Annotated in this window: 21 protein-coding genes, 1 tRNA gene and 2 pseudogenes; 15 read left to right on the top strand and 9 right to left on the bottom strand. The window is 53.7% G+C overall.

Annotation, left to right across the window (positions count from 1 at the left end; all coding sequences use genetic code 11):
- The first annotated feature begins 13 nt into the window (after positions 1-13).
- Positions 14-1,033 carry a tripartite tricarboxylate transporter substrate binding protein gene (locus OKX01_RS06290; protein ID WP_264672630.1) on the top strand — a complete coding sequence of 340 codons (1,020 nt, stop codon included), beginning with the start codon at positions 14-16 and terminating at the stop codon, positions 1,031-1,033.
- A 262-nt stretch (positions 1,034-1,295) separates the two neighbouring features.
- Here the strand turns inward: OKX01_RS06290 and OKX01_RS06295 are convergent, their stop codons facing one another.
- Positions 1,296-1,568 carry a hypothetical protein gene (locus OKX01_RS06295; RefSeq protein WP_094196159.1) on the bottom strand — a complete coding sequence of 91 codons (273 nt, stop codon included), beginning with the start codon at positions 1,566-1,568 and terminating at the stop codon, positions 1,296-1,298.
- A gap of 187 nt (positions 1,569-1,755) precedes the next feature.
- Positions 1,756-3,159, bottom strand: coding sequence for a GntP family permease (locus OKX01_RS06300; protein ID WP_264672631.1), 1,404 nt, complete (start codon positions 3,157-3,159; stop codon positions 1,756-1,758).
- Positions 3,160-3,471: 312 nt separating this feature from the next.
- On the opposite strand from OKX01_RS06300, the gene OKX01_RS06305 reads away from it, so the two are divergent.
- From OKX01_RS06305 to OKX01_RS06320, 4 genes and pseudogenes are all read left to right on the top strand, one after another.
- Positions 3,472-3,548: transfer RNA gene (locus tag OKX01_RS06305), tRNA-Met, on the top strand.
- 114 nt (positions 3,549-3,662) lie between these two features.
- A pseudogene (locus OKX01_RS06310) lies at positions 3,663-4,883 on the top strand (IS3 family transposase).
- Between the two features lie 207 nt (positions 4,884-5,090).
- On the top strand, positions 5,091-5,972 hold the full coding sequence (locus tag OKX01_RS06315) for a hypothetical protein (protein ID WP_264672632.1): 882 nt from the start codon (positions 5,091-5,093) through the stop codon (positions 5,970-5,972).
- A gap of 5 nt (positions 5,973-5,977) precedes the next feature.
- Complete coding sequence (locus OKX01_RS06320) at positions 5,978-6,448, top strand: hypothetical protein (protein ID WP_264672633.1); 471 nt, start codon at positions 5,978-5,980, stop codon at positions 6,446-6,448.
- Positions 6,449-6,653: 205 nt separating this feature from the next.
- Here the strand turns inward: OKX01_RS06320 and OKX01_RS06325 are convergent, their stop codons facing one another.
- Together OKX01_RS06325 and OKX01_RS06330 are read right to left on the bottom strand one after the other, a co-directional pair.
- Positions 6,654-6,959 carry an addiction module antidote protein gene (locus OKX01_RS06325; RefSeq protein WP_264672634.1) on the bottom strand — a complete coding sequence of 102 codons (306 nt, stop codon included), beginning with the start codon at positions 6,957-6,959 and terminating at the stop codon, positions 6,654-6,656.
- On the bottom strand, positions 6,956-7,261 hold the full coding sequence (locus tag OKX01_RS06330; RefSeq protein WP_264672635.1) for a type II toxin-antitoxin system RelE/ParE family toxin: 306 nt from the start codon (positions 7,259-7,261) through the stop codon (positions 6,956-6,958). The genes OKX01_RS06325 and OKX01_RS06330 overlap by 4 nt, the downstream gene beginning before the upstream one ends.
- Before the next feature lie 519 nt (positions 7,262-7,780).
- Here OKX01_RS06330 and OKX01_RS06335 point away from each other — a divergent pair.
- The 3 genes and pseudogenes from OKX01_RS06335 to OKX01_RS06345 all read left to right on the top strand — a co-directional run.
- Complete coding sequence (locus OKX01_RS06335; protein ID WP_264672636.1) at positions 7,781-9,157, top strand: dihydrolipoyl dehydrogenase family protein; 1,377 nt, start codon at positions 7,781-7,783, stop codon at positions 9,155-9,157.
- 258 nt (positions 9,158-9,415) lie between these two features.
- The gene (locus OKX01_RS06340; RefSeq protein WP_108727216.1) at positions 9,416-9,991 is read left to right on the top strand and encodes a TetR/AcrR family transcriptional regulator; all 576 of its coding nucleotides are present in this window, start codon (positions 9,416-9,418) and stop codon (positions 9,989-9,991) included.
- Between the two features lie 81 nt (positions 9,992-10,072).
- Positions 10,073-10,150, top strand: a pseudogene (locus OKX01_RS06345) (hypothetical protein); the annotation flags it as partial.
- A gap of 68 nt (positions 10,151-10,218) precedes the next feature.
- On the opposite strand, the gene OKX01_RS06350 reads toward OKX01_RS06345, so the two are convergent.
- The gene (locus OKX01_RS06350) at positions 10,219-10,923 is read right to left on the bottom strand and encodes an SDR family oxidoreductase (RefSeq protein ID WP_125277628.1); all 705 of its coding nucleotides are present in this window, start codon (positions 10,921-10,923) and stop codon (positions 10,219-10,221) included.
- 103 nt (positions 10,924-11,026) lie between these two features.
- Between OKX01_RS06350 and OKX01_RS06355 the strand changes: the two genes are divergently transcribed.
- The 6 genes from OKX01_RS06355 (at position 11,027) to OKX01_RS06380 (ending at position 18,090) form a co-directional block, all read left to right on the top strand.
- On the top strand, positions 11,027-11,899 hold the full coding sequence (locus OKX01_RS06355) for a LysR substrate-binding domain-containing protein (protein WP_094196162.1): 873 nt from the start codon (positions 11,027-11,029) through the stop codon (positions 11,897-11,899).
- A 179-nt stretch (positions 11,900-12,078) separates the two neighbouring features.
- A complete protein-coding gene (locus OKX01_RS06360) occupies positions 12,079-12,423 on the top strand; it encodes a zinc ribbon domain-containing protein YjdM (RefSeq protein ID WP_094196163.1) in 345 nt (114 codons plus the stop codon).
- Between the two features lie 198 nt (positions 12,424-12,621).
- Positions 12,622-13,116: an RNA polymerase sigma factor gene (locus OKX01_RS06365; protein WP_094196164.1), complete on the top strand. Its 495-nt coding sequence runs from the start codon at positions 12,622-12,624 to the stop codon at positions 13,114-13,116.
- Positions 13,113-14,057, top strand: coding sequence for a FecR family protein (locus OKX01_RS06370; RefSeq protein ID WP_094196165.1), 945 nt, complete (start codon positions 13,113-13,115; stop codon positions 14,055-14,057). Before OKX01_RS06365 ends, OKX01_RS06370 begins: the two co-directional genes overlap by 4 nt.
- 101 nt (positions 14,058-14,158) lie before the next feature.
- Complete coding sequence (locus tag OKX01_RS06375; RefSeq protein ID WP_094196166.1) at positions 14,159-16,876, top strand: TonB-dependent receptor; 2,718 nt, start codon at positions 14,159-14,161, stop codon at positions 16,874-16,876.
- Between the two features lie 293 nt (positions 16,877-17,169).
- The gene (locus tag OKX01_RS06380) at positions 17,170-18,090 is read left to right on the top strand and encodes a cytochrome-c peroxidase (RefSeq protein ID WP_264672637.1); all 921 of its coding nucleotides are present in this window, start codon (positions 17,170-17,172) and stop codon (positions 18,088-18,090) included.
- A gap of 164 nt (positions 18,091-18,254) precedes the next feature.
- Here the strand turns inward: OKX01_RS06380 and OKX01_RS06385 are convergent, their stop codons facing one another.
- The 4 genes from OKX01_RS06385 to OKX01_RS06400 all read right to left on the bottom strand — a co-directional run bounded on the left by OKX01_RS06385 (position 18,255) and on the right by OKX01_RS06400 (position 22,430).
- Positions 18,255-19,412: an iron-containing alcohol dehydrogenase gene (locus tag OKX01_RS06385; RefSeq protein ID WP_094196167.1), complete on the bottom strand. Its 1,158-nt coding sequence runs from the start codon at positions 19,410-19,412 to the stop codon at positions 18,255-18,257.
- 87 nt (positions 19,413-19,499) lie between these two features.
- The gene (gene dctP / locus OKX01_RS06390; protein ID WP_094196168.1) at positions 19,500-20,600 is read right to left on the bottom strand and encodes a TRAP transporter substrate-binding protein DctP; all 1,101 of its coding nucleotides are present in this window, start codon (positions 20,598-20,600) and stop codon (positions 19,500-19,502) included.
- Positions 20,601-20,617: 17 nt separating this feature from the next.
- Complete coding sequence (locus OKX01_RS06395; RefSeq protein ID WP_094196169.1) at positions 20,618-21,940, bottom strand: TRAP transporter large permease; 1,323 nt, start codon at positions 21,938-21,940, stop codon at positions 20,618-20,620.
- Positions 21,930-22,430, bottom strand: coding sequence for a TRAP transporter small permease subunit (locus OKX01_RS06400; protein WP_094196170.1), 501 nt, complete (start codon positions 22,428-22,430; stop codon positions 21,930-21,932). The genes OKX01_RS06395 and OKX01_RS06400 overlap by 11 nt, the downstream gene beginning before the upstream one ends.
- A gap of 146 nt (positions 22,431-22,576) precedes the next feature.
- Between OKX01_RS06400 and OKX01_RS06405 the strand changes: the two genes are divergently transcribed.
- Positions 22,577-23,620: a mechanosensitive ion channel family protein gene (locus tag OKX01_RS06405; protein ID WP_276310375.1), complete on the top strand. Its 1,044-nt coding sequence runs from the start codon at positions 22,577-22,579 to the stop codon at positions 23,618-23,620.
- Positions 23,621-23,663 lie beyond the last annotated feature (43 nt).

Consider the following 23,663-nt stretch of genomic DNA (forward strand, 5'->3'; position numbering starts at 1 on the left):
CGTGTTGGCTGTCATGGCGGGTTTTCAGGTGGGTAAGCGGGTGGCTGTCGCCGCCTTGCTGGCAATCGTGGCGTTGGGCATGAGTCATCAGGCGGCGCAGGCCAAGGAGATGACTGCCGGGCAGGTGGAGAAGTATCCCGTCAGGCCTATTACCGTGATTGTCACCTTTCCGCCTGGGGGCGGGACGGATTTGCTGGCCCGCAAGTTGGGGCCCGAGCTGGAAAAAAACCTGGGTCAACCCGTCATTATCGACAACCGCCCCGGTGCCAGCGGCAATATTGGCGCACGCGCAGTAGCCTACGCTCGTGCCGATGGCTATACCTTGTTGATGGCCAATAGCTCTTTTGCCATCAATCCCGGTGTTTTTCGTAATCTGGGCTTCAAGCCCAAAGAAGACTTTGCGCCGATCGCCAATATCGGTTTTGTACCTTCCGTGATTGTCACCGGGCATGACTCGACTATTCAGACTCTGGAACAGGTGCTGGAGCAGAAGTCCGAACCGTCGTTGGCGTATGCCTCCTGCGGTAATGGCACTCCCCAGCATCTGGCCGGGGAAATGCTTTACGACTTGTGGAGCACGACCTTGCTGCACATCCCGTATCGTGGCTGCGGGCCGGCATTAAATGACGTGGTTGCCGGGCAAGTGCCTATCGGGATCGTGACCTTGTCCAGTGCGGCCACCTTGATCGAGTCTGGACACTTGCGTGCCTTGGCCGTCACTTCAGCCCAGCGCAGTCCGGTTTTACCCCATGTGCCTACCGTGGCTGAAATCAGTGAAACTGATTTCGAGCTGGACCAATGGCACGGTTTGTTGGCGCCGTCTCATACGCCTGAACACATCATCAAAACGTTGAATCGTGTCGTGCAACACATTGTGGCGGACCCAGCCATGCAATCGCAACTGCTGGGACTGGGCTATACGCCGCAAGAAGACAATCAATCAGCGCAAGCCAGTGGCTTCAAGGCCATGATCTGGAATGATATCGACCGTTTTGGGGACTTGGCGTATAGGATTGGTTTGCAGGTGGATTAGAACGGGGAAGGACTTGTTTCAGTGCAATGCCTGATCGAGGACTGTGAGCCCTAGTTGTTGTTGTCCTGCTCCAGCACTCGAATACATCAGCGCCTCAGGCAATAGTCAGCTTCTCTATAGAGTCGTGTTGGCCTTTCAGATAGTTTCAGGCCCAGACAGCCGTTTGGGCGTGTCTGGGCCAATGTCTATAGAGAGGGGGGAGATAACTGAGCTTGTGTCTGTCTAACTAACGGTTATGCACTTACAGACAAACCTGCTTCTATTAGAAGAAGCTGTCCTCGCTGGGAGTTTCAGGAACAGGCTGGGTCGCAAACCAGTGTTTTTCCAGTAGCAACGTGTGGGTCAAACCGTCCTTGCTGCAGTTGGAGTCGATCTCTATCTGGCCGCGCTGGCTGCCACCTGCATTGAAATTGTCAGCTTCGACCTCGGCGGCGGCCATATAAGCCTGCAGGTTCAGATCAGGCTGGCCACGATCCAGAACAAACTGACGAATGGCTTCAGTGCCTAACTCATTAAGGGTGTAGGTGTAGTTCATGGTGTGCTCCTGATTATTGATCTTGATGACTCGGGAACCTATTTCTGAATCCTAGCACGCTGAGGGTGGTTGCCGGATGGCAAAGCGTTACGGATTTTCGCGAAAAAAAGATAGGGCCCATAAAAAAAGCAGCTAGGCGGAAATCCGCACATCGCTGCTTTATAGAGAGTCTGTTTTTTAAACCTGCTTAGAAGCTGCCAAAAATCGTCCCCAGTGTGATGACTGCAATCAGCGCAATCAAAGGCGTCACCATGGTCACCATGGCGATATTGCCATAGGACTGGCGGTGATTGAGCTTGCAGATGGACAGCAAGGTAATAATCGCGCCGCAATGGGGGAGCGTATCCAGACCACCGGCAGCCATCACCGCCACACGGTGCAGTAGCTCCGGGCTGATGCCGGCTTGTTGAGCCATCGCCAGATAATCTGAACCCAGCGTCTGCAAGGCAATGCTCAAACCACCCGAGGACGAACCCGTAATCCCGGCCAGCGTCGTCATGGCGACCGCTTCCGAAATCAGCGGATTGCCGGGGGCTACGTTCAACACAAAGTCTCTAATAATCGCAAAACCTGCCAGGCTGGCAATGACGGCACCGTAACCAACTTCAGAGGCTGTATTGAACAAGGGCAGCATAAAACCAAACACGCCTTTGTTGATGCTCTCGCGCAGGCTTTTCCAGTGACCCAGACGACTGATGATCAGCACCAGACTTGCCGTAATCAAGGCGATAATCAGCGCCCACAGACCCGTAATCTTGGCAGGGTCAACTTGAGGGAAACGCTCGGCCATGAATGTAAAGTTCGTGCCGGGAAAAATGCGATAGGTAAACAAGGCGTTGATGCCAATCACCAGAATCAAAGGCAGGATAGCCAGGAAAATGGGCATGGGCTTCTGAGTATGCGTGCTGTCTTCGGCGCTAGCATCAAAATGATCCTGTCCGTGATCGCCATAGTCTTCACCTCGGGCAATGGCTTTGCGTGCTCGCGACTGTAGCCACCACAAACCACCCAAAGCCATGATCAAAGCACCAATAATCCCCAGGCCAGGGGCCGCAAACACGTTGGTGCCGTAGTAGGGAATAGGAATCGCGTTCTGAATGGCAGGCGTGCCAGGCAGAGCAGTCATGGTGAAGGTGAAGGAACCCAAGGCAATCGAAGCCGGGATCAAACGCTTGGGAATACCTGCCGCACGAAACAGATCCTTGGCAATCGGGTAGATGGCAAAGGCCACCACAAACAAGGACACCCCCCCATAAGTCAGTACGCCGCATACCAACACAATGGTGGCAATCGCATGGCGATGCCCCAGTTTGTGTGTAATCCATTGAGCAATTGCCTGAGCCGCTCCGGAGTCTGCCATCAACTGACCAAACAAGGCACCTAACAGGAAGATGGGCAAGAACTGAAGTACATAGCCGCTAAGCGCGCTCATGAAGGTGGAGGTGTAGATGGGCAACAAAAACCCGGAGTCCCCCGAGAGCAGCACAGCTAAGGCGGCCATCAAGGGAGCCAGCAACAGAACCGTCACCCCCCGATAAGCGAAAAACATCAGCAGCAAAAGCGAGACAACAATAGCAAGCGTACTGGCCATAAACAAAATTCCTGTGGAAAGTCCGGATCACGGACGAGTCATTAAATGAAGACGGATCTAGCGCCGAGCAGGCAGTGTAGCAACAGAGAATGACAAACAGGATTGATAGCGCGCAAGGGGGAGAGAAGGGGGGATGGCTTGAGTGCTTACTTTTTGTAGCATGTGCCCGGTTTGGGTAAGAGCATCTGGAAATGGCTAAGCCTAATAAATACAAGGGCTTAGCGTTTCCATAGGAGAAAATCATCAAAAAGATGAAAAAAGTTCGAGATAAGTGCTTGCCAAAAGAAGAAATCTTGCTATAATTTCTTCTTCGGCGCATTAGCTCAGCAGGTTAGAGCGACGGAATCATAATCCGCAGGTCCCCTGTTCGAATCAGGGATGCGCCACCAGAATACCCCTGTTAAATCAGGACATTAAAGCCACCCAGCCGGGTGGTTTTTTTGTTTTCTGCGACCCGTCCTGAATTACGTTGACACTTTTTCCCTCTATCGAAGGAGAGTCAATTGGGACAAGGCATCCGACGTAGCCAACGTGATTACAGCTTGGCTTTTAAATTGCGTGTGGTCGAGCAAGTTGAGCAAGGTGAGCTAACCTACAAGCAGGCTCAGCAACGCTACGGTATTCAAGGTCGCTCGACCGTTTTAGTATGGTGCCGTAACACGGCTTGCAGGACTGGACCTCGCCCCGAGGCCGACGCAAGCCTGGAGCGGCCACGCCCAATACATCGAACAAACCGTTAACCCCCGAGCAGCGTATTAAAGAACTGGAGAAGCAGTTGCACGATGAGAAGCTGAAGTCGGCTCTGTTTGAGAAGGTCATCGAGATCATGCGAGACGAGCACGGGATCACGGTAAAAAAGTCCTCGGGCAAGCTATCGGTGGTGGTCAAGTCCCCGGACTGAGCATCCAGAGAGCTTGCCGCTTTATCGGCATCAGTCGCCAAGCGTATTATCAGCGGTGCCAGCGAGAGCGGGCCGCTACGCGCCAGGCCCAGCAGGTGATTGAGTTGGTGCAGCCGATCCGGCTGCACCAACCTCGCCTGGGCACGCGCAAGCTGCATCATGTACTTCGTACTCGCCTTGCTTACCCCATAGGACGGGATCGCTTGTTTGCGATTCTGCGTACGGCACGTTTGCTAGTGCCACCCCAGCGGGCCTACCACAAGACCACCCCGAGCCATCATCGCTTCTGGCGTCATCCCAATCTGCTCAAAGACGGTCCCCACCAAGTGGTGCCCACCGGGCCCGAGCAGGTCTGGATCGCTGACATTACGTACCTGCCTACGCGCAGCAAGTGCGTGTATCTGAGCTTGATCACCGATGCCTAGTCTCGCAAGATCGTGGGTTATCACGTGCATGCCAGCTTGCAGGCCCAAGAGGTCAGCCGAGCCTTGAACATGGCGGTGCGGGGTCGTCATACTCGCACAAGCTTGATTCACCATTCGGATCGTGGAATTTAAGACTGCTCAAGTCACTATCAGGCCATTCATCGTCGTCATGGCCTAGTGTGCTCCATGACGGACGGCTATGACTGTTACCAAAACGCCTTGGCTGAACGGGTCAACGGCATTCTGAAGGGGGGGTCTTGCTCAATCGTCCTGCCGATCTAGCCCAGGCCAGAAAAATGGTGGCTCAATCGGTGCGTATCTATAACCAGGAAAGGCCTCATACCGCCTTGAAATACAAAACGCCTGATGCGGTGCATCAGGCGTTGTTAGTGCAGTAAAACCTGTCAACCTATTTTAGGACTGGACAGTTTTTTAAAACAATAGGCTAGGAGTAGATATAGAGTCAGACATAAGCACAGTATGTTGGAGTTATATTAATAGTCAAAATTCTCAGTAATTTGAAACAATGTATTCGGTACAATAGTTTCAGCATCACCAGCATCAATCGTTAGGGTTTTTTATATAATAAACAGGAAAATCGAACAATGCGACGCGGTCGGTACTATATGGCGAGAGTAATAAAGCTTGGGCAATTAAATCAGACCAAGCTACTTGATGCAATAATTAATGCTCCTACTGTGGCAATTGGCCAGTTTGAGTGGACGGTTACAGATGCAATTGACATGCGTGACGCCACGGATCCCTTCGTATTCGGCAACCTCACGAAGTACTCGAAGGAAGGAAAGGTTAAGGTTGTTGACGAAACATCCAAAAACCAACTTCAGGCACGGGCAAAAAATCTTCTTGAGGCCAGTGCTCCATTTGTGTACCTCCCTCAATTCTCAGGTTTGGCTTTCCTTCATGTCTGGAATGGGATTCAAGAGGATATATTTCCCCGTCGTTTTAAGGCAATTGTTGAAGCAGCATACGATAATTTTTTTGTCGACTGCACTGTAGAGCCAGTCACTGACTATCGCGCCTTTCTTCAGAAGCTTTGGAGCCTAGATAGAATCACTGAACTTTCGGCGAAGGTGCACCCACCCAATCCTCTTTTCGGGCGCCTCTGGGGTAGCCTTGATGAATATGTGAAGAAGCGTCAAGCTGATGAGGTGTCTGTTCGAGAAAAGTCTGAGAAACCGGGGGGGTTGTCGACGCAACTGCTCACGCTTATAAAGGACATCCTTGAAAATCCCAAGTACGAGCCGACACACCCCCTTGCTATTACTGACGCTGCTGTGCTCATGGCAGCTGATGGCTATGGGTCGGGTAAGGCTGTTGGTACGGAGGGCGATAACGAAGTAGTAGTGAGGACCTCCGAGTCGCAAAAGAGTTTCCTTTTTGATAAGGAACCGGAGCCTGAGTTACTTGCAAAGTTCGCACGAGTGCAATTCGAGCGAGTCAGTACCGAACGCGACATGAAGCATTAAACCTTATGCGTACGCTTTACATACTCAGAGTTATCGTAGTCAGCGTTGAGACACTGATACTGGCTGGCGCTTGGTTGGCATTCGTGTATTTTGAAAGCGAATTGGAATCCTTGGCCTCTTCGCTTTCATTGAATAACGAAGTATTGAATTACCTGATGCTGCTGCCTACTGTCTTAGCTGCGTGGATAATCAATGAGATACGAGTTTTGCTACAGGAAGATAAGGAGACCATCCGCATCCTTACGAACTGGGCGGATTATTGGCGGTTGAAGATTCATACGTGGACCAGCTTGGGCTTTGCTGGGCTGTTCACGATCATGTCCTTCTTGCCGTGGGTGGTTAAGTCTGGAATAGGTACGGGCACCGGACTATTATTGTTCGTTGCAAGTTTGGTTGGGCAACTTTGTTTAGCGATTAGTGTTTATGCTGCGCGTATTCGTGTCAAAGAGATAATTGCACATGTAAAGGTGCCCTAACCTACTGCGCAGGAATGCTGAGCTATAAAACCACGCAGCACTTCTGAGTTTTTGATGTTGAGCGACTATCTTCCCGACGTTTGAGCAGCTGGTTTGGGTCGAAAGCGAACAGTCTGCTTTCTTTGTAGGTTTAGACCACTAGCGGGTCGAGCAGTATCTAAGTGAGTTGGCGCAAGGTGCGCGTATCGTAGGTGCTCCTGATGGTTTAGGTTGCGTTACAACGTGAGATCGGCTCTACCGTTAATTTCACCCCAGCAGCCCGCGCTAACTTCAAGACAGTGTCATATCGTGGCTTGGCGCCCGGAGCAAGAGCCTTGTACAGGCTTTCTCGGCCTACACCGGCGTCTTTAGCCATTTTTGTCATGCCTCGGGCTTTGACCACATCCGCAAGCGCAGAGAGGAACAAGGCTGGATCGTCTTCTTCCAAAGCAGCCGAGAGGTACTCGGCAATAGCTTCCTCGCTATCAAGGTATTCAGCAGCGTCGAAGGGGGCGGTTTTAATGGTGGTCATGATTGATCCTCCTGAATTTGTTTCCACATGGCGATTGCAGTTTTGATGTCTTGCTTTTGGGAGGACTTGTCACCACCGCTAAGCAGCAGATAGACCACACGGCCCTCACGAGCATAGTAGAGACGGTAGCCAGGACCGAAGTGGATGCGCATTTCATACACACCATCACTAATTGGCTTTACGTCTCCGAAATTGCCCAGGCTGGCTTGTTTGATGCGAACCACGATCTTCGCTCTGGCTTTGAGGTCTTTTAAGCCTATCAGCCAGGTGCTGAAGGTTTCGCTGCGGTTGATCGTGTTCATGGAATTGATTGTATCCACTCGGATACTTTCGTGCAATGCAAAGCGCGTAGCTTGGACGTTCACCCACCTCATCAATTTGCGCGCTAGCTATAAGCGGCATGTGTGGTGCTGCCGCAAGGGGAGCGAGAGCCAAGAGCATTCAACAAACGGTCTTGCCTGGCTGAGGCGGCGTCTGCCAGCAACCCCCAATATCCTGGCAGACAGCGGCTTTTTATCTGGGGCTCATCAGATAGTGGAGCGATGGTTTATATACAGAATTGCGTGAGTTCATATCGCAGCACGGCGTTGCACCGTTGTGCCTGGGATGCGCCACCAAGTTGCTAAAGGCTCTACTGGCTCTACCCCATAAACGGGGGACGGTCATTCATCAGACCCGGTTATTCACACTATTCCATCCTCACTGGGCCTTGTTAAATCAATCCGGTTACAGGGCTTTACTCCATAACTTACTAAAGGTAATATACCAAAGGTAAGTTAATGGTTAATGAGCAGTGCTTGTTAGAAAGACTAGGAGTAGGCGTGCAAAGTTTTGATCTGGCCGTGATTGGCGCTGGAGCCGGTGGGTTGAATTCGGCACTGACAGCTGTTTCTGCTGGGAAACGGGTGGTTCTCATCGAGAGACACAAGCCCGGTGGAGAGTGCACATGGGCTGGGTGTATCCCAAGTAAAGCGCTCATTCAGATAGCCAAAGATGTCAAGGTAGCGCAAAAGTATGCCTCAATTGCCATCGATGGCGCTGCGATCATGCGCAAAGTCAGGGCATTGATTGAAGAGGCCCACCAAGCAGAAGCGGTACCCACGTTGCAAGATGCAGGTATTGAGTACCGACATGGCACTGCACGTTTGATTGATAATACGACGCTTGATGTTGATGGCCAGGCTATCTATGCAGACCGGATAGTGATTGCTACCGGCTCGTCGCCCGTCGTGCCGGGTATTCCTGGCCTGCAGAGCGTTCCCTATTTGACCAACGAAAATATCTTCCAGCTCGAATCCCTGCCGGAGAGTCTGATCGTTTTGGGCGCTGGCGCCATTGGCGTCGAGTTGTCGCAGGCATTCCAACGGTTGGGAGTCAAGGTCAAGCTTGTAGATCAGGCGGAAACAATTTTGCCTCGTGAGGAGCCAGAGTTTGCTGGTGCAGTTCAAGACATGTTATCGAAAGAAGGTGTGGGGATCTATGTTGGCCGCACAGTCAAGTCGGTTCGGCAGGAGGGCGCTGATATTGTTTTGTCCTTCGCCGCCGGAGACAGCATTGAAGAAATTCGAGGCCATAGTCTTTTACTGGCATTGGGACGAAAACCTAATACCGATACCATCAATCTCTCCGATGTGGGTGTCGAGTATGACGCAAAGGGAATCAAGGTTGATGACTTCTGTGAAACAACTACACCAGGTATCTATGCGGTTGGTGATGTGGTTGGCCCCTATCTGTTCTCGCACACCGGTGGTTATCAGGCAAGAGAGCTTGTACGCAATCTGTATAGCTCAGACTCGCCGAAGCCGATCAGCCTGGACGGGGTGGCCTGGTGCACGTTTACGGAGCCTGAACTGGCGCATTGCGGTCTATCGGAAGAGGAGGCCCGAGGCGTTTACGGTGATGAAATAACCGTATTCACGGGCAAATACTCTGACCTGGACCGCGCCGTCGTTGATCAGAAAACCGTCGGTATGGGAAAGGTTGTGTGCGATAAGCATGGCCACATTCTCGGGGCCAGTATCCTGGGTGAACGAGCTTGTGAATTACTTGGTGAACTCCAAGTCATGAAGCAACATGGCATTCCGCTACAGGGATTGCAAAGTGCCATACATCCTTATCCAGGATATAGCGAACTTCTTTTGTACCTTAGCTTCGATGCGCATGCACACTTTGGCGCGAGTAGTGACGAACACAATTAACCACGTGATGTCAGGGACCGCGCTACGGATGAGCATAATGAACACAGTTTCTTCGCTTCTTTTTCTTCGTAGGCGGTCTGGTTACTGTACGCATTGTTATCCTGCTTGCTCAGAAAGCCTTGTTTATCGAACCTTAAGACGATTCAAAACGAAACTGAACAAAATCGGTGAAATGATGCTCTCGGCAATAGCAGTGTTTATTTATGTGGATCAGATGTTTGTTGTATTTCCCAGCCCTGCAAAAGGGAGGGCAAAGTGATGGCCAAGCGCTTATCCAAGCAGGAAAGACGGGAGCAGTTGCTCTCCGTTGCCGATAGTATCGTCAGGGCCAACGGGACGGAGGCCCTGACTCTCATCACTCTTGCCGATAAGGCTGGTGTGACAAAAGCTCTTACGTATGACCACTTCTCTACTCGGGAAGGCCTGCTCATCCAGCTTTATAGACGCTACGACGAGCGAGTCATTGCAGCGACTCAGGCAGCCATTTCCTCCGGCGCTAAAACAATAGAGTGCGCGGCTGAGGCAGTAGTCGTCTCATACATCGAGTGCACCTGCTACGGCGGCAATCAATACGAAGCGATTGTTTCTGCACTGCTGGCCTATCCTGATTATCAGGATATACGACTACGCATCAGGGACTTCTTTGCGGACGCATACGAGGAAATCTTTCGCTGTTTCATGACGAAAAAAGGAGCAGACGTCAGGCTGAGGTTTATTGCAATTTTCGGGGCGATTGAAGAGGTTGCCAGGTCAGTATCCATCGGAGAATATAGTGTTGAAGAGGCGATTGCAGCACTGAAGTCTATTATTGTGGCGATTTTGAAGGAACGCTAGCGTTCCATGCTTCATATAGACGACAGCCCTCAGCAGAGAGAAAAAAACTGTCAAACCTAATAATTTGGGGCCTGCCAGCCATACCTATGTGGCATGACGGTCTACGGCTTTTGTCACCTTGGATACGTCAGAATGCACGTGTCGTTTGATGTGGTTCAGTGTGAGTGCTTAGAGTCAGACGGCTTCTAGCCAGTATGCATACAGCAGCCTGATCAGCCTTTTATCGTTCACACCGACCGAGTCAGTCCACCATCCACCTTGATGTTCTGGCCGGTAATATACCCAGCGCCATCCGATAACAAAAACGCAATTGTCGCTGCAATTTCCTCGGCTTTGCCATAGCGTCCCATGGGCACGCTTTCTCGTCGCTCTTCCGTGGCGGGCAGGCTATCAATCCAGCCGGGCAGCACGTTGTTCATGCGTACATTCTTGGCTGCATAGCTGTCTGCAAAAATCTTGGTGAAGCTGGCCAGTCCGGCGCGAAATACCGCCGACGTGGGGAACATCTCCGCAGGCTCAAACGCCCAGGCTGTAGAAATATTCACAATCGCCCCACCACCTTGCGCGGCCATGATGGGTGCCACCAGTCGCGCTGGACGCACGGCATTCAGAAAGTAGACGTCCATGCCTTTGTGCCAGTCTTCGTCGCTGATCTCCAGAACCGGGCCACGCGGGCCGTGTCCGGCGGAGCTGACCAGGGCGTCGATACGTCCCCAGCGTTGCATGGTCAGGTCAACCAGCCGCTGCAAGTCCTCGTTGGATTGATTCGATCCGGTCAGACCGATGCCGCCCAACTCCTTGGCCAAAGCCTCGCCCTTGCCGGACGAGGACAGGATGGCGACGTGGTAGCCATCTTGGGCCAGTTTGCGGGCCGCTGCGGCACCCATACCCGAGCCGCCTGCGCTAATAAGTGCTACTTTTTCTACAGTCATGAAATCCTCCTTGTATTGAGATTGATACTATTATTTCAGCCTGCATTGGAAAAATCATGCGATAAATAAGCCTTCAAGGGTGTAGAAAAACTACTGTTAAAAAATGATGAAATCTCGCCGTTCCTTGCCCCCGCTCAATGCCTTGCGTGCTTTTGAAGTGTCTGGTCGTCGTTTGAGTTTCCGTGCTGCCGCCGATGAGCTGGGGGTGACGCAAGGGGCTGTTGCCCAGCAAGTCCGGGCCTTGGAAGAGCATTTGGGCCTTGCGCTGTTTCAACGTCATCCGCGTGGTTTGCAACTGACTTTGCCGGGTGCGGCCTATCTGGCCGAGGTGACTCGTGCTTTTGATACCTTGGCTGATGCAACAGGGCGCTTGTTGGTACGCCCTGATACGGTCACGATCAGTGTCACGCCCACGGTGGCTGCCAAGTTACTGATTCCCCGCCTGGGGGATTTGCAGGCGGCCTTGCCTGATGTGGAGCTACGTACCGTGGCAACGGAGGCCTTGTCGGATTTTGAGCGCGATCAGGTTGATATTGCCGTGCGCCTGACTCGCCCGCCTTTTGCGGCAGACCTGGAGGCCCAGTTGTTGTTTCGTCAGGATGTCGTGGCCGTGGCCAGCCCCCGTTTGGTGGGGAATATGACGCTTCCTTTATCGCTTGAACAGTTGCGTGTGTTGCCCTTATTGCATGACGCTCAAGGGCATTGGGCTACCTTCTTGAAAGCCGGCGGCAAGTTGCCGGGCGCGGTATTCAACCAGACAACGCTGGCATTGGATGCTGCTATGGCAGGCCAAGGCGTGGCTTTGGCCTGCAAGGCTTTTGTGGCAACGGATCTGGCCGCTGGGCGCTTGGTGCAGGTGGCGCAGGCAGGGATTTTGGGACCGGACTTCTATCTGGTGCGCAGGCGCTCAGCCCCGGTCAGACAGTCGGCCCAGGCGGTATGGGATTGGTGCTTGAACAGATTGTTGCCTTGTTAGTGTGATGCTCAACAGGTTCGAGTTTGTGCAGACAACCGTTTCGCAATACGCAGGCAGGTGCCCGTGAAAGGTACGGTCTGGCTGTATTGGGGCTCAGCGTTTTTGGCCTTCCTGATGCAAAGGGCTAAACTGGCCGCACTTCTGGTGCAGCAGCACCCAGCTTTTTACAGGAAAAAAATATGAGCACACCGCTTCCCTGTCCTCAGTGCACCTTGGAAAATACCTACCATGACACCGAGCAATGGGTATGTGCCGATTGTGGCTATGAATGGCAAGACGCAGACCCGGCCTTGGAGTCTGAAACTGATGGTGATGAGCTGATCGTTAAAGACAGCAACGGCAATGTGCTGGCCGCTGGCGACGATGTGATTCTGATCCGAGACCTGAAGGTGAAAGGTTCCAATACCTTGAAAAAGGGGGCCAAGGCCAAAGGCATCCGTCTGGTTCGGGGTGACCACGAAGTCGATTGCAAGATTGATGGCATTAGCTATTTGTTAAAGGCCATGTACTTGAAGAAAGCCTAAGCACTCAAACTTGGGTTTTTGGCAGGCGCAGCGTATAGACACGCTGCGCTTTTTTTATGCCTGCAGACAGGGGAAGGCATCCAGGCGACGGCAACCATTAGTCAGCGTATTAATGGCAGGTAGTAGCAAACAAGGTGCTGGGCGTGTATATAATAATGAGAATGATTATTAATTGTATGTTTATCTGATTGTCTTTCTATGTCCAAGCTGACGGCGGCGTTCCTGACCCATTACCCGGATTTGATCCGTTATTTGCGCAGGCGTACGCATTGTTCTGAACTGGCGCAAGACTGCGCACATGACACGTGGCTGCGTTTGTTGGAGAAGGGGAAGCAGGTTACGGCGGACAACCACAGAGCCTATGTGTTCAAAGTTGCCGCCAATATCGCGGCGGATTGGTATCGGCGTCAAACACGCGAGCAGGCTGCGTTCGATGGCTACGCCTTGAGTGTCGCCCATCACCATGCCCCGGATACGTACGAGGAAGTGCTGGCCAAGGAAACCTTGCAGCGTCTGGAGCAGGCCCTGATGGCTCAGTCCCAGCGCAGCGTACGTATTTTTATGATGCATCGCTGTGAAGAGATGAGCTACGCGCAGATCGCCCAGAAGTTGTCGGTGTCCGAGAGCACCATTGAAAAACACATGATGCGTATTTTGCTGGTGGCGCACCAAGTCTTTAATTGCGCAGAATGAAGGCGCCGCCAGATTCGGCCTGGAGCCGTGTGGATGAAGATGCCGCTCGTTGGGTGGTGCGCAAAGAAGGTGCCAAGCTAGAGCCGGACACCCTGGCTCAGTTCGATGCCTGGTATGGGGCTGATCCTTTACATGCTCAAACCTATGATGCCTTGGCGGCCAGTTGGCGGCGACTGGATCAGGTGTCGGTGCTGCCCATTGCCCGTAATAAGCGAAAATCCCGTGTCAAAACGCTGGCCAGTGCCTGTGTCTTGATGGGGGCGTCTTTTTACGCCTGGCAGATGTTTGAGCAGCAAGGTTTGATTAACAGTGGGGTAGAGATCACCCAATTAAGTCTGCCTGATGGCTCGGTGGCGATTCTGGACGCGCAGACCCGTGTGCGTCTGAATTTTGAACATGGCCAACGGCAGGTCAGCGTGGAGTCGGGGCGCGCCTTCTTTCAGGTGGTGCCTGCCACGGCTCAGACCGGCCCGTTCACTGTGCAAACCGGCCTGGCGCAGGCGACGGCCTTGGGGACGCGCTACGAGGTCAGCTTTAACGATCAGGTCAGTACTGTGGCAGTGTATGAACATACCGTGCAGGTGCAGTGCCAGTCTTGCGATACGTCGCAGCCGGTGATCTTGCAGCCGGGAGACAGGGCCACGGTGGCGCACGGGCAATTGCAGGCGCAATTGGCCCAGTCTACGGCTTCCACACACGCGGAAGCGGCCCCGGCCTGGACGAATGGTTTACTGAGTTTTGATGATGTCAGCCTGCGGGAAGCGGCCCGTCAGTTGGGACAGTACACGCATCGCGTGATCTGGATGGGTAGCGAGAAGGCGGAGGCAACGCGGGTGTCCGGTGTGGTGCAAGCGGCTCGGCCAGCCGCCGCCCTGAACTTGCTGACCGTGGGGCAAGGCTTACAAATCAGGGAGTTGCCGGGGCTTATAGTTATTTACTAATGATAATTATTATCAATAAAAAAATACGATGGTCATCAGGGGTGAGGAAAGAGGGGTAGCACAGCGTCCTGAGGGTAGTTGTTTACATAGGATGCTCCATCATGAAGTGCGCTTTGCAGGACACGCCGCCTCTTTTTGCCATGCGCAGGCATGTTCGTTCCGGCGTGGCAACCGACTCTTTTTCTTCTTCCCAAGGCTCGCGCTTTAAGCAGGGGCAAGTGGCTATCTTGATGGCCAGTGTCTTGCTGCTGATGCAGCCCATGCAGGCGCACGCGGCCGGGCCGATCGTGCTGGATATGGCGTCTCAGCCTTTGGCCGATGCACTCTTGCAGATTGGCCGTCAAGCCCAGGTGGAGATCGCGTTTTCACCGGGGCAGGTTCGGGAAAAGCGCGCTGTAGCCTTGCAAGGTGAACTGACGGTTGAGCAGGCTTTGGATACCTTGCTGGCCCCTTGGGGACTGGCGGCCAGAGCTCAGGGCGATCAGCGTTATACGATTGTGACGGCTCCTGTTGCCAAAGGCTTGTCCGTGCTCGATCCCGTCCGTGTCCACGGGCAGCGCGTCGGAGAGCGCCGTTATTCCCGCGAAGAACTGGATCAACGCGCAGCGGGTAACCGTGATCTGTCCAGCCTTCTGGCCGACAACCCGGCTGTTCGTCAGAACGAAGCCGCAAAAACCAGTGCAAATCGTGGCTCTTTGGCGCTGGAAGATATCAGCTTTTATGGGGCCAGCCCCTTCCAGAATCAGTTCCAGATTGATGGCATCAGCTCCACCAATCAGATTGATCCGGCCAGCCGTAATTTGAACCTGCAGGTGGGCAACGTGCCCGCCTATGCTCAGGCCTACAACCTGGATACCCATATGCTGGAGAGCGTAACGGTGCTCGATAGCAGCATTCCCGTGGAGTATGGTCGCTTTACCGGGGGCGTGGTCGATGCCAAGGTGCGAGATCCCAAGGGGGATAACAGCTTTCGTGCGGACTTCAGCTACAACTCTTCGGGGCTAACGTCGCAGACTGTGCCCGAAGAGCAAAAGAAAAAGTTTGGGGCCGGTGAACCGGGTTTCACTCCTGCCTGGACCAAGCGCTTTTCGTCCGCCATGCTGGATGTGGGCATTACGGATAGCACCGCTGCCTTGATCAATGTGTCCCGGCGTGAGTCCAGCATTGATCGCACCATGCGCGTCTTGCACGAGAAGGCGTTCATCGATGTGAATACGAACTCCAAGGACCGTGTCGATAATGTGTTCGCCAAAGTTCATACCCGTTGGAGTGCCAGCACGGACTCCGCCCTGACCTTCAAGTACGCGGATCGGCGCGAGGACCTGGTGGATTCCGGCATCCTGGCCAATCGGGTTCAGTGGCAGCATCAACAGAAAGCCTATGGTCTGGGTTTCGATCTGAACCATGACTTTGGGTGGGGGCTAGGCCGTGTGCAACTGGGTTATGACCAGATGAACAGCTACCGTAATTCCGACGGCACGGAGTACATGGTCAATATGGTGTTTTTGCCTAATGGCCGACCAGACTACACCTATATCAGCGGCGGGTTTGGGCAGGAATCCACCGAGCAGCGCAACCTGACCTTGAAGTCTCGACTGGAGTTCAAGCCGTTCCAGACCGGGGCCATTGAACATACGCCTTATGTGGGTTTTGAGCTGGCCCACACCAAGGGAGAGTTTGTCCGTCATCAGGATGCGTATGGGGGGCAAAAACGTCATTACAGCGGCGGGCAAGCTAGCAAGGTCCAGACCTTGAACTACTACCGTGCTGGAGAGGTAGGAGTCAGCTATACCAATGCATCCGTTTATGTGTCGGATCGCCTGTCCTGGCAGAATCTGGCCCTGACCACGGGCTTGCGCATGGATAAAGACAATTACTTTGGCAACACCAATCTGGCGCCACGTACCTTGCTGGAATGGGATGTGCTGGGAACAGGAGAAACTCGCCTGTCGGGTGGCTGGTCGCGTTATTACGGCATGGATATTCTTGGAACCGCCATGCGTGAGCGCAAGAGCCAACTACACACTTTGTTGGTGACGGGGGGCAAGCCGGTCGACCGGCCGTCGCACACGGCCTACAAGCTGGATGGGCTGAGAACACCGTATGACGACGAGTGGGCCTTGCGCTTGCAGCAGCAGTTATCGAGCAAGGTGGCCGCCGAGCTGGCCTATGTACGCCGTTATGGTCGTCAACAAGTCTCTCTCGAAGGGCTGGCCAAGACAGGCTACACCTACACGAACAACGGTAAGTCCAAAACGGATGCTTTTACCTTGAGTCTGATGAGCACGGCCCCTTGGACCTTGGGCGAGAGCCTGTGGACAGCGCGTGTGGATGTGACTTATCAGCACAGCAAGCGCAATAACAAGCTGGCTGACGGCTACGATGGCGAGGCCGAAGCACAGGAGGAGAACATCTATTACAACGGTGACCTGATACGCCGGGGCGATCGTCCAGTGGGGGATTACAACCTGCCTTGGCGAGTCAGTGCCGGTGTGACTGGTAGGTGGGCGCGTTATGGTTTGCAGATGAACAACCGGATCAACTGGAACAGTGCGCGCATGGATGTGCATTATGTGGGTCTGAGTCGGAACGACGGACTGGAAAAGTATGAGTCCGGTCGGGTCGGTTCCTATTGGACCTGGGATATGCGCCTGGATTGGGAGCCGGCCATGCTTAAAGGTCTGGGCCTGGGGCTGGATGTGCTAAACGTGCTGGACAAGCAAGCGCCCGTAGTGGTCTCGACACCGACTTCGGTGCTGAACCCGAACCTTTATCGCACAGGACGAGAGCTGTGGTTGCGCGCTTCCTATCGATATTAAAAGGGGGGCGAGCAGGCTCAAGTTTGCTGATGGTGGCACTGGCAACCGTGCTGCCAGGAGCCGCTTGCGCGGCGGGGGGAGTGGAGACAGGAGCGGAGCAGAAGCTTGGCTCAGGTTTAGCTTCTGCTCCTGTGCTCACTACGGGGCCTTCCGCGTCGGAGATAACAGAGCAATCCTGTGGAGCTAAGGACAGGCTGGAGGCCGAGTGTCTACGCATCCTCTATAAAAATGTCCCCGCTCAATGGCCTGCGCCCACTATTGATCCGGGGCAGCCCTGGCAAGAGTGGGGGCCCGTGCCGGGGCCGGGCTCCAGCGCCCAGCCCCAGGCGGCAGAGGATGCCAGGAACACACAGATTGTCTCCTTGGGTGCCCGGTTATTTTTTGATAAGCAACTGTCCCGCAAAAAGCAGATTTCTTGTGCGTCCTGTCATCAGCCGGACAAGTCCTTTACCGATGGCAAAGCCTCCGCCGTCGGGGAGGACGGCTTGATGGGCAAGCGCCGTACTCCGCCCTTGTTTGCTGCGCCGTTTGCCAAAGCTTTGTTCTGGGATGGCCGTGCCAACACCTTGCAGGAGCAAGTTGTTGGCCCTATTGAAAATCCGCTGGAAATGAACCATGCCTTGAGTGACTTGATGCCGCGTTTGCAGGAGTCAGAGGACTATAGACAGGCATTTCAACAAGCCTTTGGCGCATCCTCATCCAATCCCATCGACGCCGCGCGATTGGCCCGAGCCTTGGCCGCTTATGTAGTCACCCTCCGTCCGGCAGCAACGCGCTTTGATGACTTTATCGCCGGGGATACGGCCGCTTTGAATGATCAGGAGCTGATCGGCCTGCATCTGTTTCGTACCAAGGCGCGTTGCATGAACTGTCATAACGGCCCCATGTTGACGGACAACGGTTTTCACAATATTGGCCTGTCTTTTTATGGACGTCGTTTGCAGGATCTGGGGCGGTTCGAGTGGAGCCGAGACCCCGCTGATCTGGGCTTGTTCCGCACTCCCAGTTTGCGTAATGTCGCCAAGGCCGGTCCCTGGATGCACAATGGTTTGTTCCCTAGTCTGGACGGCCTGCTGCGTATGTACGATGCGGCAATGGGCCCGGACCCTAAAGAAACCGGTCCATTGGTGCCGCGCAAGTCTGAACGGATCCGGGAGCTGAACTTGAGTGACGAGGAAATCCAGGCTTTACGTGCTTTTCTGGAGGTCTTGTAGTGATCAAAGCGGGCCAAACCTGACTGGCGGGCACAAAAAAAACGATCGTGTTTACCACGATCCAGATTGCTGATGAACCCCACGTTTTTTGATTTGGGGTTTATTTTTTATTTTCGTTGCGACGAGCAGGAGTGGGCCAAGACACGACTGTTCTTGAAGGCCGCTTAGGTCCAGAGTTGAGCATACAGGGCCTCAATCTCTTCTTGAGACGCAAGCCGGGGGTTATTGTTGGGTGATCCTGAAGCCAGGGCTTGTTGGGCCATGGTTGGGCGTAGAGAGTCAAAATGTGATTGCTCAATACCAAGGGCACGTAGGCTGGGAACCTGCAAGTTCTGGTTAAGTTGATGCAATGTGCTCAGCAGTTTTTGATTGGCCAGGGTGTCGTTATCCTCAGGTGCAGCGAACCCTAAGGCTCGGGCACATTGTGCATAGCGTTCAGGGGCTGCCGGGATGGAGAAGGCCGTGACCGTCGGTAGTAGGATGGCATTGGACAGACCATGCGGAACATGAAAGAAGGCGCCGATGGGGCGGCTCATACCATGCACCAGTGCCACTGAAGCGGCAGAAAAGGCAACACCTGCCAGGCTCGCTCCGAGCATCATGGCTTCACGGGCAGGACGGTTTTGACCGTCCTGGTAGACTCGCTCCAGGTTGGGACCGATCAGGTTCATTGCCGCCAATGCCTGGCTGTCACTGTAGGCATTGGCCTTGCGACTGACATACGCTTCGATAGCGTGTGTCATGGCGTCAATGCCGGTGTCGGCAGTCGTGCGCGGCGGGACTGTCAGAGTCAACTCATAGTCGATCAGCGCCGCGTCCGGTACAAAGGCCGGGCCAGTGCACAGTAGCTTTTCGTCGTTTTGTTCGTCGGTAATGATGGTGAAACGGGTGAACTCAGAGCCGGTGCCGGCCGTAGTGGGGATGGCAATCAGAGCAAGCCCTTTGCGGGTGACGTGGGCTGGAACGGCGTAGTCTCGGATCGTACCGCCATGACGGCTCAGAACGGAAATGGCTTTGGCGCTATCAATCGGGCTGCCACCGCCCAAGGCAATCATGACATCGTACGTATCGCTGCTGGCTTGAACGACACCGGCCTGAATCGAGGCGGCGGTGGGTTCGGGGACAGTCTCGGAAAAGATATCGCAGTGTATGTTGTGCTGGGCCAGCAAAGTCTGGACCCGCTGTGGATGGCCCAACGAGACCATGGTGGGGTCGGTAATGAGAAGCGCTTTCTGGCAGTGCATCGAGCGCAGCAAATCGGGTAGTTGCTCTAGAACACCACCACCAATCAGTAAGCTGCCGGGTAAAGAGATCAAACTCATGACGGTCTCATTGTTGCGGGGTCTGGCGAGTTAAAAAACGATAGTGGCGAACCACTATCGTTTTCTGACTCATGAACGAGCAGGCTCTTACTTCATGCAGGCCTTGATTTTTTCCAGGTCCGGGCCGTCAATGGGGCGTCCCAGATTAAAGGGCATGGAGGTCTCGCGCCAGTCTTTGTAGTCTTGCAGGTATTCGATCTGGCTGGCATAGACTTTGGCGGCATCGGGGTTGCTGCAGGCCACGGAAATCATGACCTCGTTGGTTACCTGCTGAATGGTTTTCAGACTTTCGTCATCCATGCGGTGGATTTGAACACCCGCTTTTTGGAAAGTGCGCAAACCTTCGGTGGCTCGTTTTTCGGTAAAGGCAATGGACCACATCATGGTTGCGTCGGCGGCAATCTTCAGCTTTTCCTTGGTGGTGTCGCTCAAGGCATCCCAGGCCGCTTTATTGATCATGACGCCAAATACAGAGGCAGATTGATGCCAGCCAGGTGTGGACCAGTGCTTGGTGACTTGATGCAGGCCCGCCGAGACATCCACGTTGGGCGTCGAGAACTCGGCGCCGTCAATCACGCCGCGCTCCAGCGATTGATACAGCTCCTGGCCGGCCATCGATACCTGGGTGCCACCGATTTTCTCCAGCACCTGACCTTGTTCCAGACCGGATAAGCGCAGGCGCTTGCCTTTTAGCTCTTCCAGGTTACGAATGGGGGTGTTGGTGCGAAAGCCCGACTCATTATTGGTAATGGCATAGGGCAGATAGACCATGCCGTATTTACCGTAAATCTCGTTATAGAGCTCTGCACCGCCCCATTCTTTGATCCAGTTGGCATAGTCAATGGCATTGAACAAGCTCGAGTGCGTGGCCAGCGGGGAGAAGGCTGGGTTACGGCCTGCCCAATAGCCGGGCCAGTCGGCACCGGCCTGAATGGTGCCGGACTCTACCGCGCTAAAGACCTCACCGGTTGGGACAAGAGAGCCGCCTTCAAAAAATTCAATTTTCAGCTCGTCGCCGACCAGCTTATTGGCAAGCTCGACCCACTTTTTGTCCATCTCCACTAATTCGATGGAGGCGGGCCAGGTGCTGGTCATTGTCCATTTTTGAGGGGCTGCCTGGCTAAGGCCTGTCATGCTGAGCAGAGCGGCCGTGGTCAGTGCGGTGAGTATCTTTTTTGTTGGCTTCATGGTGTCTCCTAGTTGTATTAACTGCCGTACAGCACGTGTGGTAGCCATGTGACCAGATTGGGGAAAATGGCTATCAATATACACATGAGAATGACCAGGAAAATAAACGGAATAACCCCCGTAATAATTTCCGTAGTTTTGACTGAGGGAGGGGTAATGGCACGCAGATAAAACAGGGCGTATCCAAAAGGAGGGGTCAGGAATGAGGTTTGCAACACAACAGCAACCAAAACAACAAACCACAGCAGGCTGACTCCCATTTCCTGAACGATGGGCAACAGAATGGGGAAGGACAGCAGCACAATACCCGTCCAGTCCAGGAAACAGCCCAGGATAAAGACAATCAGCAGCATCACCACGATCAGCAGCCAGGGCTCCATATCCAGGCCGCGCATGATGTCCTGGACCGCACCCAGTCCGCCCGTAATGTTGAACACTCCGGTAAACGCCGTGGCACCGACCACAATGAACAGGATCATGGCCGAGGTGCGACCCGTTTCATACAGGGCATTAAAGAAGGTGCGCCACTGGAATTTGCCTCGGAAAATGACGATCAGCAAAGACAGCAAGACCCCGATGGCTGATGCCTCTGTGGCCGTTGCAATACCCGCTAGCATCGAGCCCAAAATACCCAGAATCAGGAAAATAGGCGGGACGGCCTCCAGGAGCAACATTTTGATCAGGGCCGGTTTTGAGATCTGTTCTTCCGGCTCGACGGACGGGGCTCGTTCGGGGTGTCGCCAGGCAATAAAGACGACCCAGGCGGCATAGAGCAAACCCAGTAGCACGCCTGGAATCAGGGCGCCTGCAAACAGCTCGCCAATGGACAGCGGTGAGTAGCTGGCCATCAGGATCAGCATGATGGACGGTGGGATCAAAATGCCCAGGCACCCCGAGGCGGCGATCACGCCGGTGGTCAGCTTGGGGCAATAGCCATATTTCAGCATGGGGCGTAATGCCATCATGCCGGTGACGGTGATAGAGGCGCCGATAATGCCGGTGGTCGCCGCCAGCAAAATGGAGAGAAAAACAACGGCAAGTGCCAGGCCACCGCGCACCCGCGACATCAAGAGTCGCAAGGCCTCGAACATCTTGTCCGTGACTTCCGAGTCGGACAGAAAGCGGGCCATCAAGATGAACAAGGGAATGGCGATCAGCGTGTAGTTGTCCAGAACATCGCCATAGATGCGGTTGACGACAATGCCCAAGACCATGGGTTTGCCGGCAATGAGCGTACCAATAACGGCTGTTCCACCCAGAACGAAAGCCAAAGGATGGCCCATGAATAGGCCCAGCAACAGCAGGCCACCCATCAGCAGTGCAATCAACTCAGGCGTCATGATGGCCGGGCTCCTTTTGGGTCAGCAGACGGATTACCTCGGCAATACCTTGAATCAGCAACAGGGCGGCAGCCACCACCATGGAAATCTTCAGTGGGTAAACGGGCAGTTGAACGGCGCCGTAGGTCGTTTCACCTTGGGCCAAAGAACGCATGGCAAACTCATAGCTGCGAGTCAGAAATACCCAGGCGAAGGGGAAGAAGAAAATGAGGTAGCCCGCAAGCTCGGTCCATTTGCGAGCGGTAGGGGAAAACTTTTGGATCAGCAGGTCAACGCGGACATGAGATTGATGCTTGAGGGCATAGGCGCCCAACATCAAAAAGTAAAAACCGTAGAGCTGTTTGGTGGCATCAAATGTCCATCGGGTAGGCTGATTGAGCACATATCGCATGAACACTTCATAAATAATAATGGTGGCAAAAATAATGGCGATAAATGAGAGGATTTTGCCGATGAATTCATTGAGTGAGTCAATAGCCTTTAAAACCATCGTTTTCCTTTGGCGCGAATTGTTATTGTTTCAGACTGACGGTTTAGTCTATGAGCAAGGCAAGCCCTGTCACAACGTGGGTTTACCCTTACGTAAACCTAACTCGTTATAATCGCTTGGCCAAGGACGGCGCAATTGGAGGAAAAGTGCAGGATCACACCTTGTTGATCAAATACCTGACAGGTATGGGGATCTTTCTGGCCTGCTTGCTGGCGGCATTTATTCTGGCTTTTATGAGACATCGTCGGCGCAAGTGGTCGCACAATGTCATCGCGCAAATCGTGCAGTTGGGCTTGTTGTACGGCGCCATTGCGGTTGCCCGCCAGTACGTAAACATGGCTATTGCCGATTACCACGTCACGTTGGTGACACCGCGCATGGTCGATTTTGTGGCTGTGCTGACGGCAGCGGCGGTGTTGATGCATACGTTGTCGCTGTTGATCAACCGTCTGGAGAAAACGCAGCTTAGCAAAGGGCGGGATCCGACCTCGGCACGCCTGATTGCACGGGTGTTGAAGTTCGGCGCATTTGTTCTCATGTTGCTGTTTTTTGGCGAGCACTTCGGATTAAGTATGTCCGGACTGTTGGCCTTTGGCGGTATCGGCGGCATTGCGATCGGTATGGCAGGCAAGGATATTTTGAGCAATGTCTTCTCCGGTGCCATGTTGTACTTTGATCGTCAGTTCAAGATTGGCGACTGGATACGTTCGCCTGATCGCAATATTGAAGGGACGGTGGTTGAGATTGGTTGGCGCCTGACCAAGATCATGACGTTTGATAAACGGCCGCTTTATGTGCCCAACTCCTTGTTTTCTTCCATCAGTGTGGAAAACCCGGGGCGCATGACGAACCGGCGGATCAATACCGAGGTGGGGTTACGGTATGAGGATGCCGGCAAGCTGCGCGGTATTGTGGATGATATTGGCCAGATGCTGGCTCAACACCCTGATATTGATCAGACACAGACGACGCTGGTCTATTTCAATGCCTTTGCAGACTCATCACTGAACATCATGGTGTATTGCTTTACCAAAACAACTCAGTGGGCCGAGTGGTTGGGCATTCAGCAGGATGTGTATTTGAAGATTATTGATATTGTGCAGCAGCACGGTGCCGATTTTGCCTTCCCCAGTCAGACTTTGTATGTGGCGAAGGGGGGCGAGCCAGAAGGGGCAGCCCGGACCGAGTAAACACACAGGTCCAGCAGTACGGCCAGTCCCGGTGGCGGCAGCA

The organism is Alcaligenes sp. SMD-FA (genome assembly GCF_025960365.1).
In the GTDB taxonomy this organism is placed as follows: domain Bacteria; phylum Pseudomonadota; class Gammaproteobacteria; order Burkholderiales; family Burkholderiaceae_B; genus Alcaligenes; species Alcaligenes aquatilis.

Coding starts and splice junctions, on each gene's coding strand:
- OKX01_RS06290 (WP_264672630.1), top strand. CDS start 14: ATGGCGGGTTTTCAGGTGGGTAAGCGGGTGGCTGTCGCCGCCTTGCTG.
- OKX01_RS06400 (WP_094196170.1), bottom strand. CDS start 22,430: ATGGTTTTAAAGGCTATTGACTCACTCAATGAATTCATCGGCAAAATC.
- OKX01_RS06395 (WP_094196169.1), bottom strand. CDS start 21,940: ATGACGCCTGAGTTGATTGCACTGCTGATGGGTGGCCTGCTGTTGCTG.
- OKX01_RS06360 (WP_094196163.1), top strand. CDS start 12,079: ATGAGCACACCGCTTCCCTGTCCTCAGTGCACCTTGGAAAATACCTAC.
- OKX01_RS06330 (WP_264672635.1), bottom strand. CDS start 7,261: ATGAACACGATCAACCGCAGCGAAACCTTCAGCACCTGGCTGATAGGC.
- OKX01_RS06315 (WP_264672632.1), top strand. CDS start 5,091: ATGCGACGCGGTCGGTACTATATGGCGAGAGTAATAAAGCTTGGGCAA.
- dctP (WP_094196168.1), bottom strand. CDS start 20,600: ATGAAGCCAACAAAAAAGATACTCACCGCACTGACCACGGCCGCTCTG.
- OKX01_RS06375 (WP_094196166.1), top strand. CDS start 14,159: ATGAAGTGCGCTTTGCAGGACACGCCGCCTCTTTTTGCCATGCGCAGG.
- OKX01_RS06370 (WP_094196165.1), top strand. CDS start 13,113: ATGAAGGCGCCGCCAGATTCGGCCTGGAGCCGTGTGGATGAAGATGCC.
- OKX01_RS06300 (WP_264672631.1), bottom strand. CDS start 3,159: ATGGCCAGTACGCTTGCTATTGTTGTCTCGCTTTTGCTGCTGATGTTT.
- OKX01_RS06350 (WP_125277628.1), bottom strand. CDS start 10,923: ATGACTGTAGAAAAAGTAGCACTTATTAGCGCAGGCGGCTCGGGTATG.
- OKX01_RS06355 (WP_094196162.1), top strand. CDS start 11,027: ATGATGAAATCTCGCCGTTCCTTGCCCCCGCTCAATGCCTTGCGTGCT.
- OKX01_RS06340 (WP_108727216.1), top strand. CDS start 9,416: ATGGCCAAGCGCTTATCCAAGCAGGAAAGACGGGAGCAGTTGCTCTCC.
- OKX01_RS06365 (WP_094196164.1), top strand. CDS start 12,622: ATGTCCAAGCTGACGGCGGCGTTCCTGACCCATTACCCGGATTTGATC.
- OKX01_RS06385 (WP_094196167.1), bottom strand. CDS start 19,412: ATGAGTTTGATCTCTTTACCCGGCAGCTTACTGATTGGTGGTGGTGTT.
- OKX01_RS06325 (WP_264672634.1), bottom strand. CDS start 6,959: ATGACCACCATTAAAACCGCCCCCTTCGACGCTGCTGAATACCTTGAT.
- OKX01_RS06295 (WP_094196159.1), bottom strand. CDS start 1,568: ATGAACTACACCTACACCCTTAATGAGTTAGGCACTGAAGCCATTCGT.
- OKX01_RS06320 (WP_264672633.1), top strand. CDS start 5,978: ATGCGTACGCTTTACATACTCAGAGTTATCGTAGTCAGCGTTGAGACA.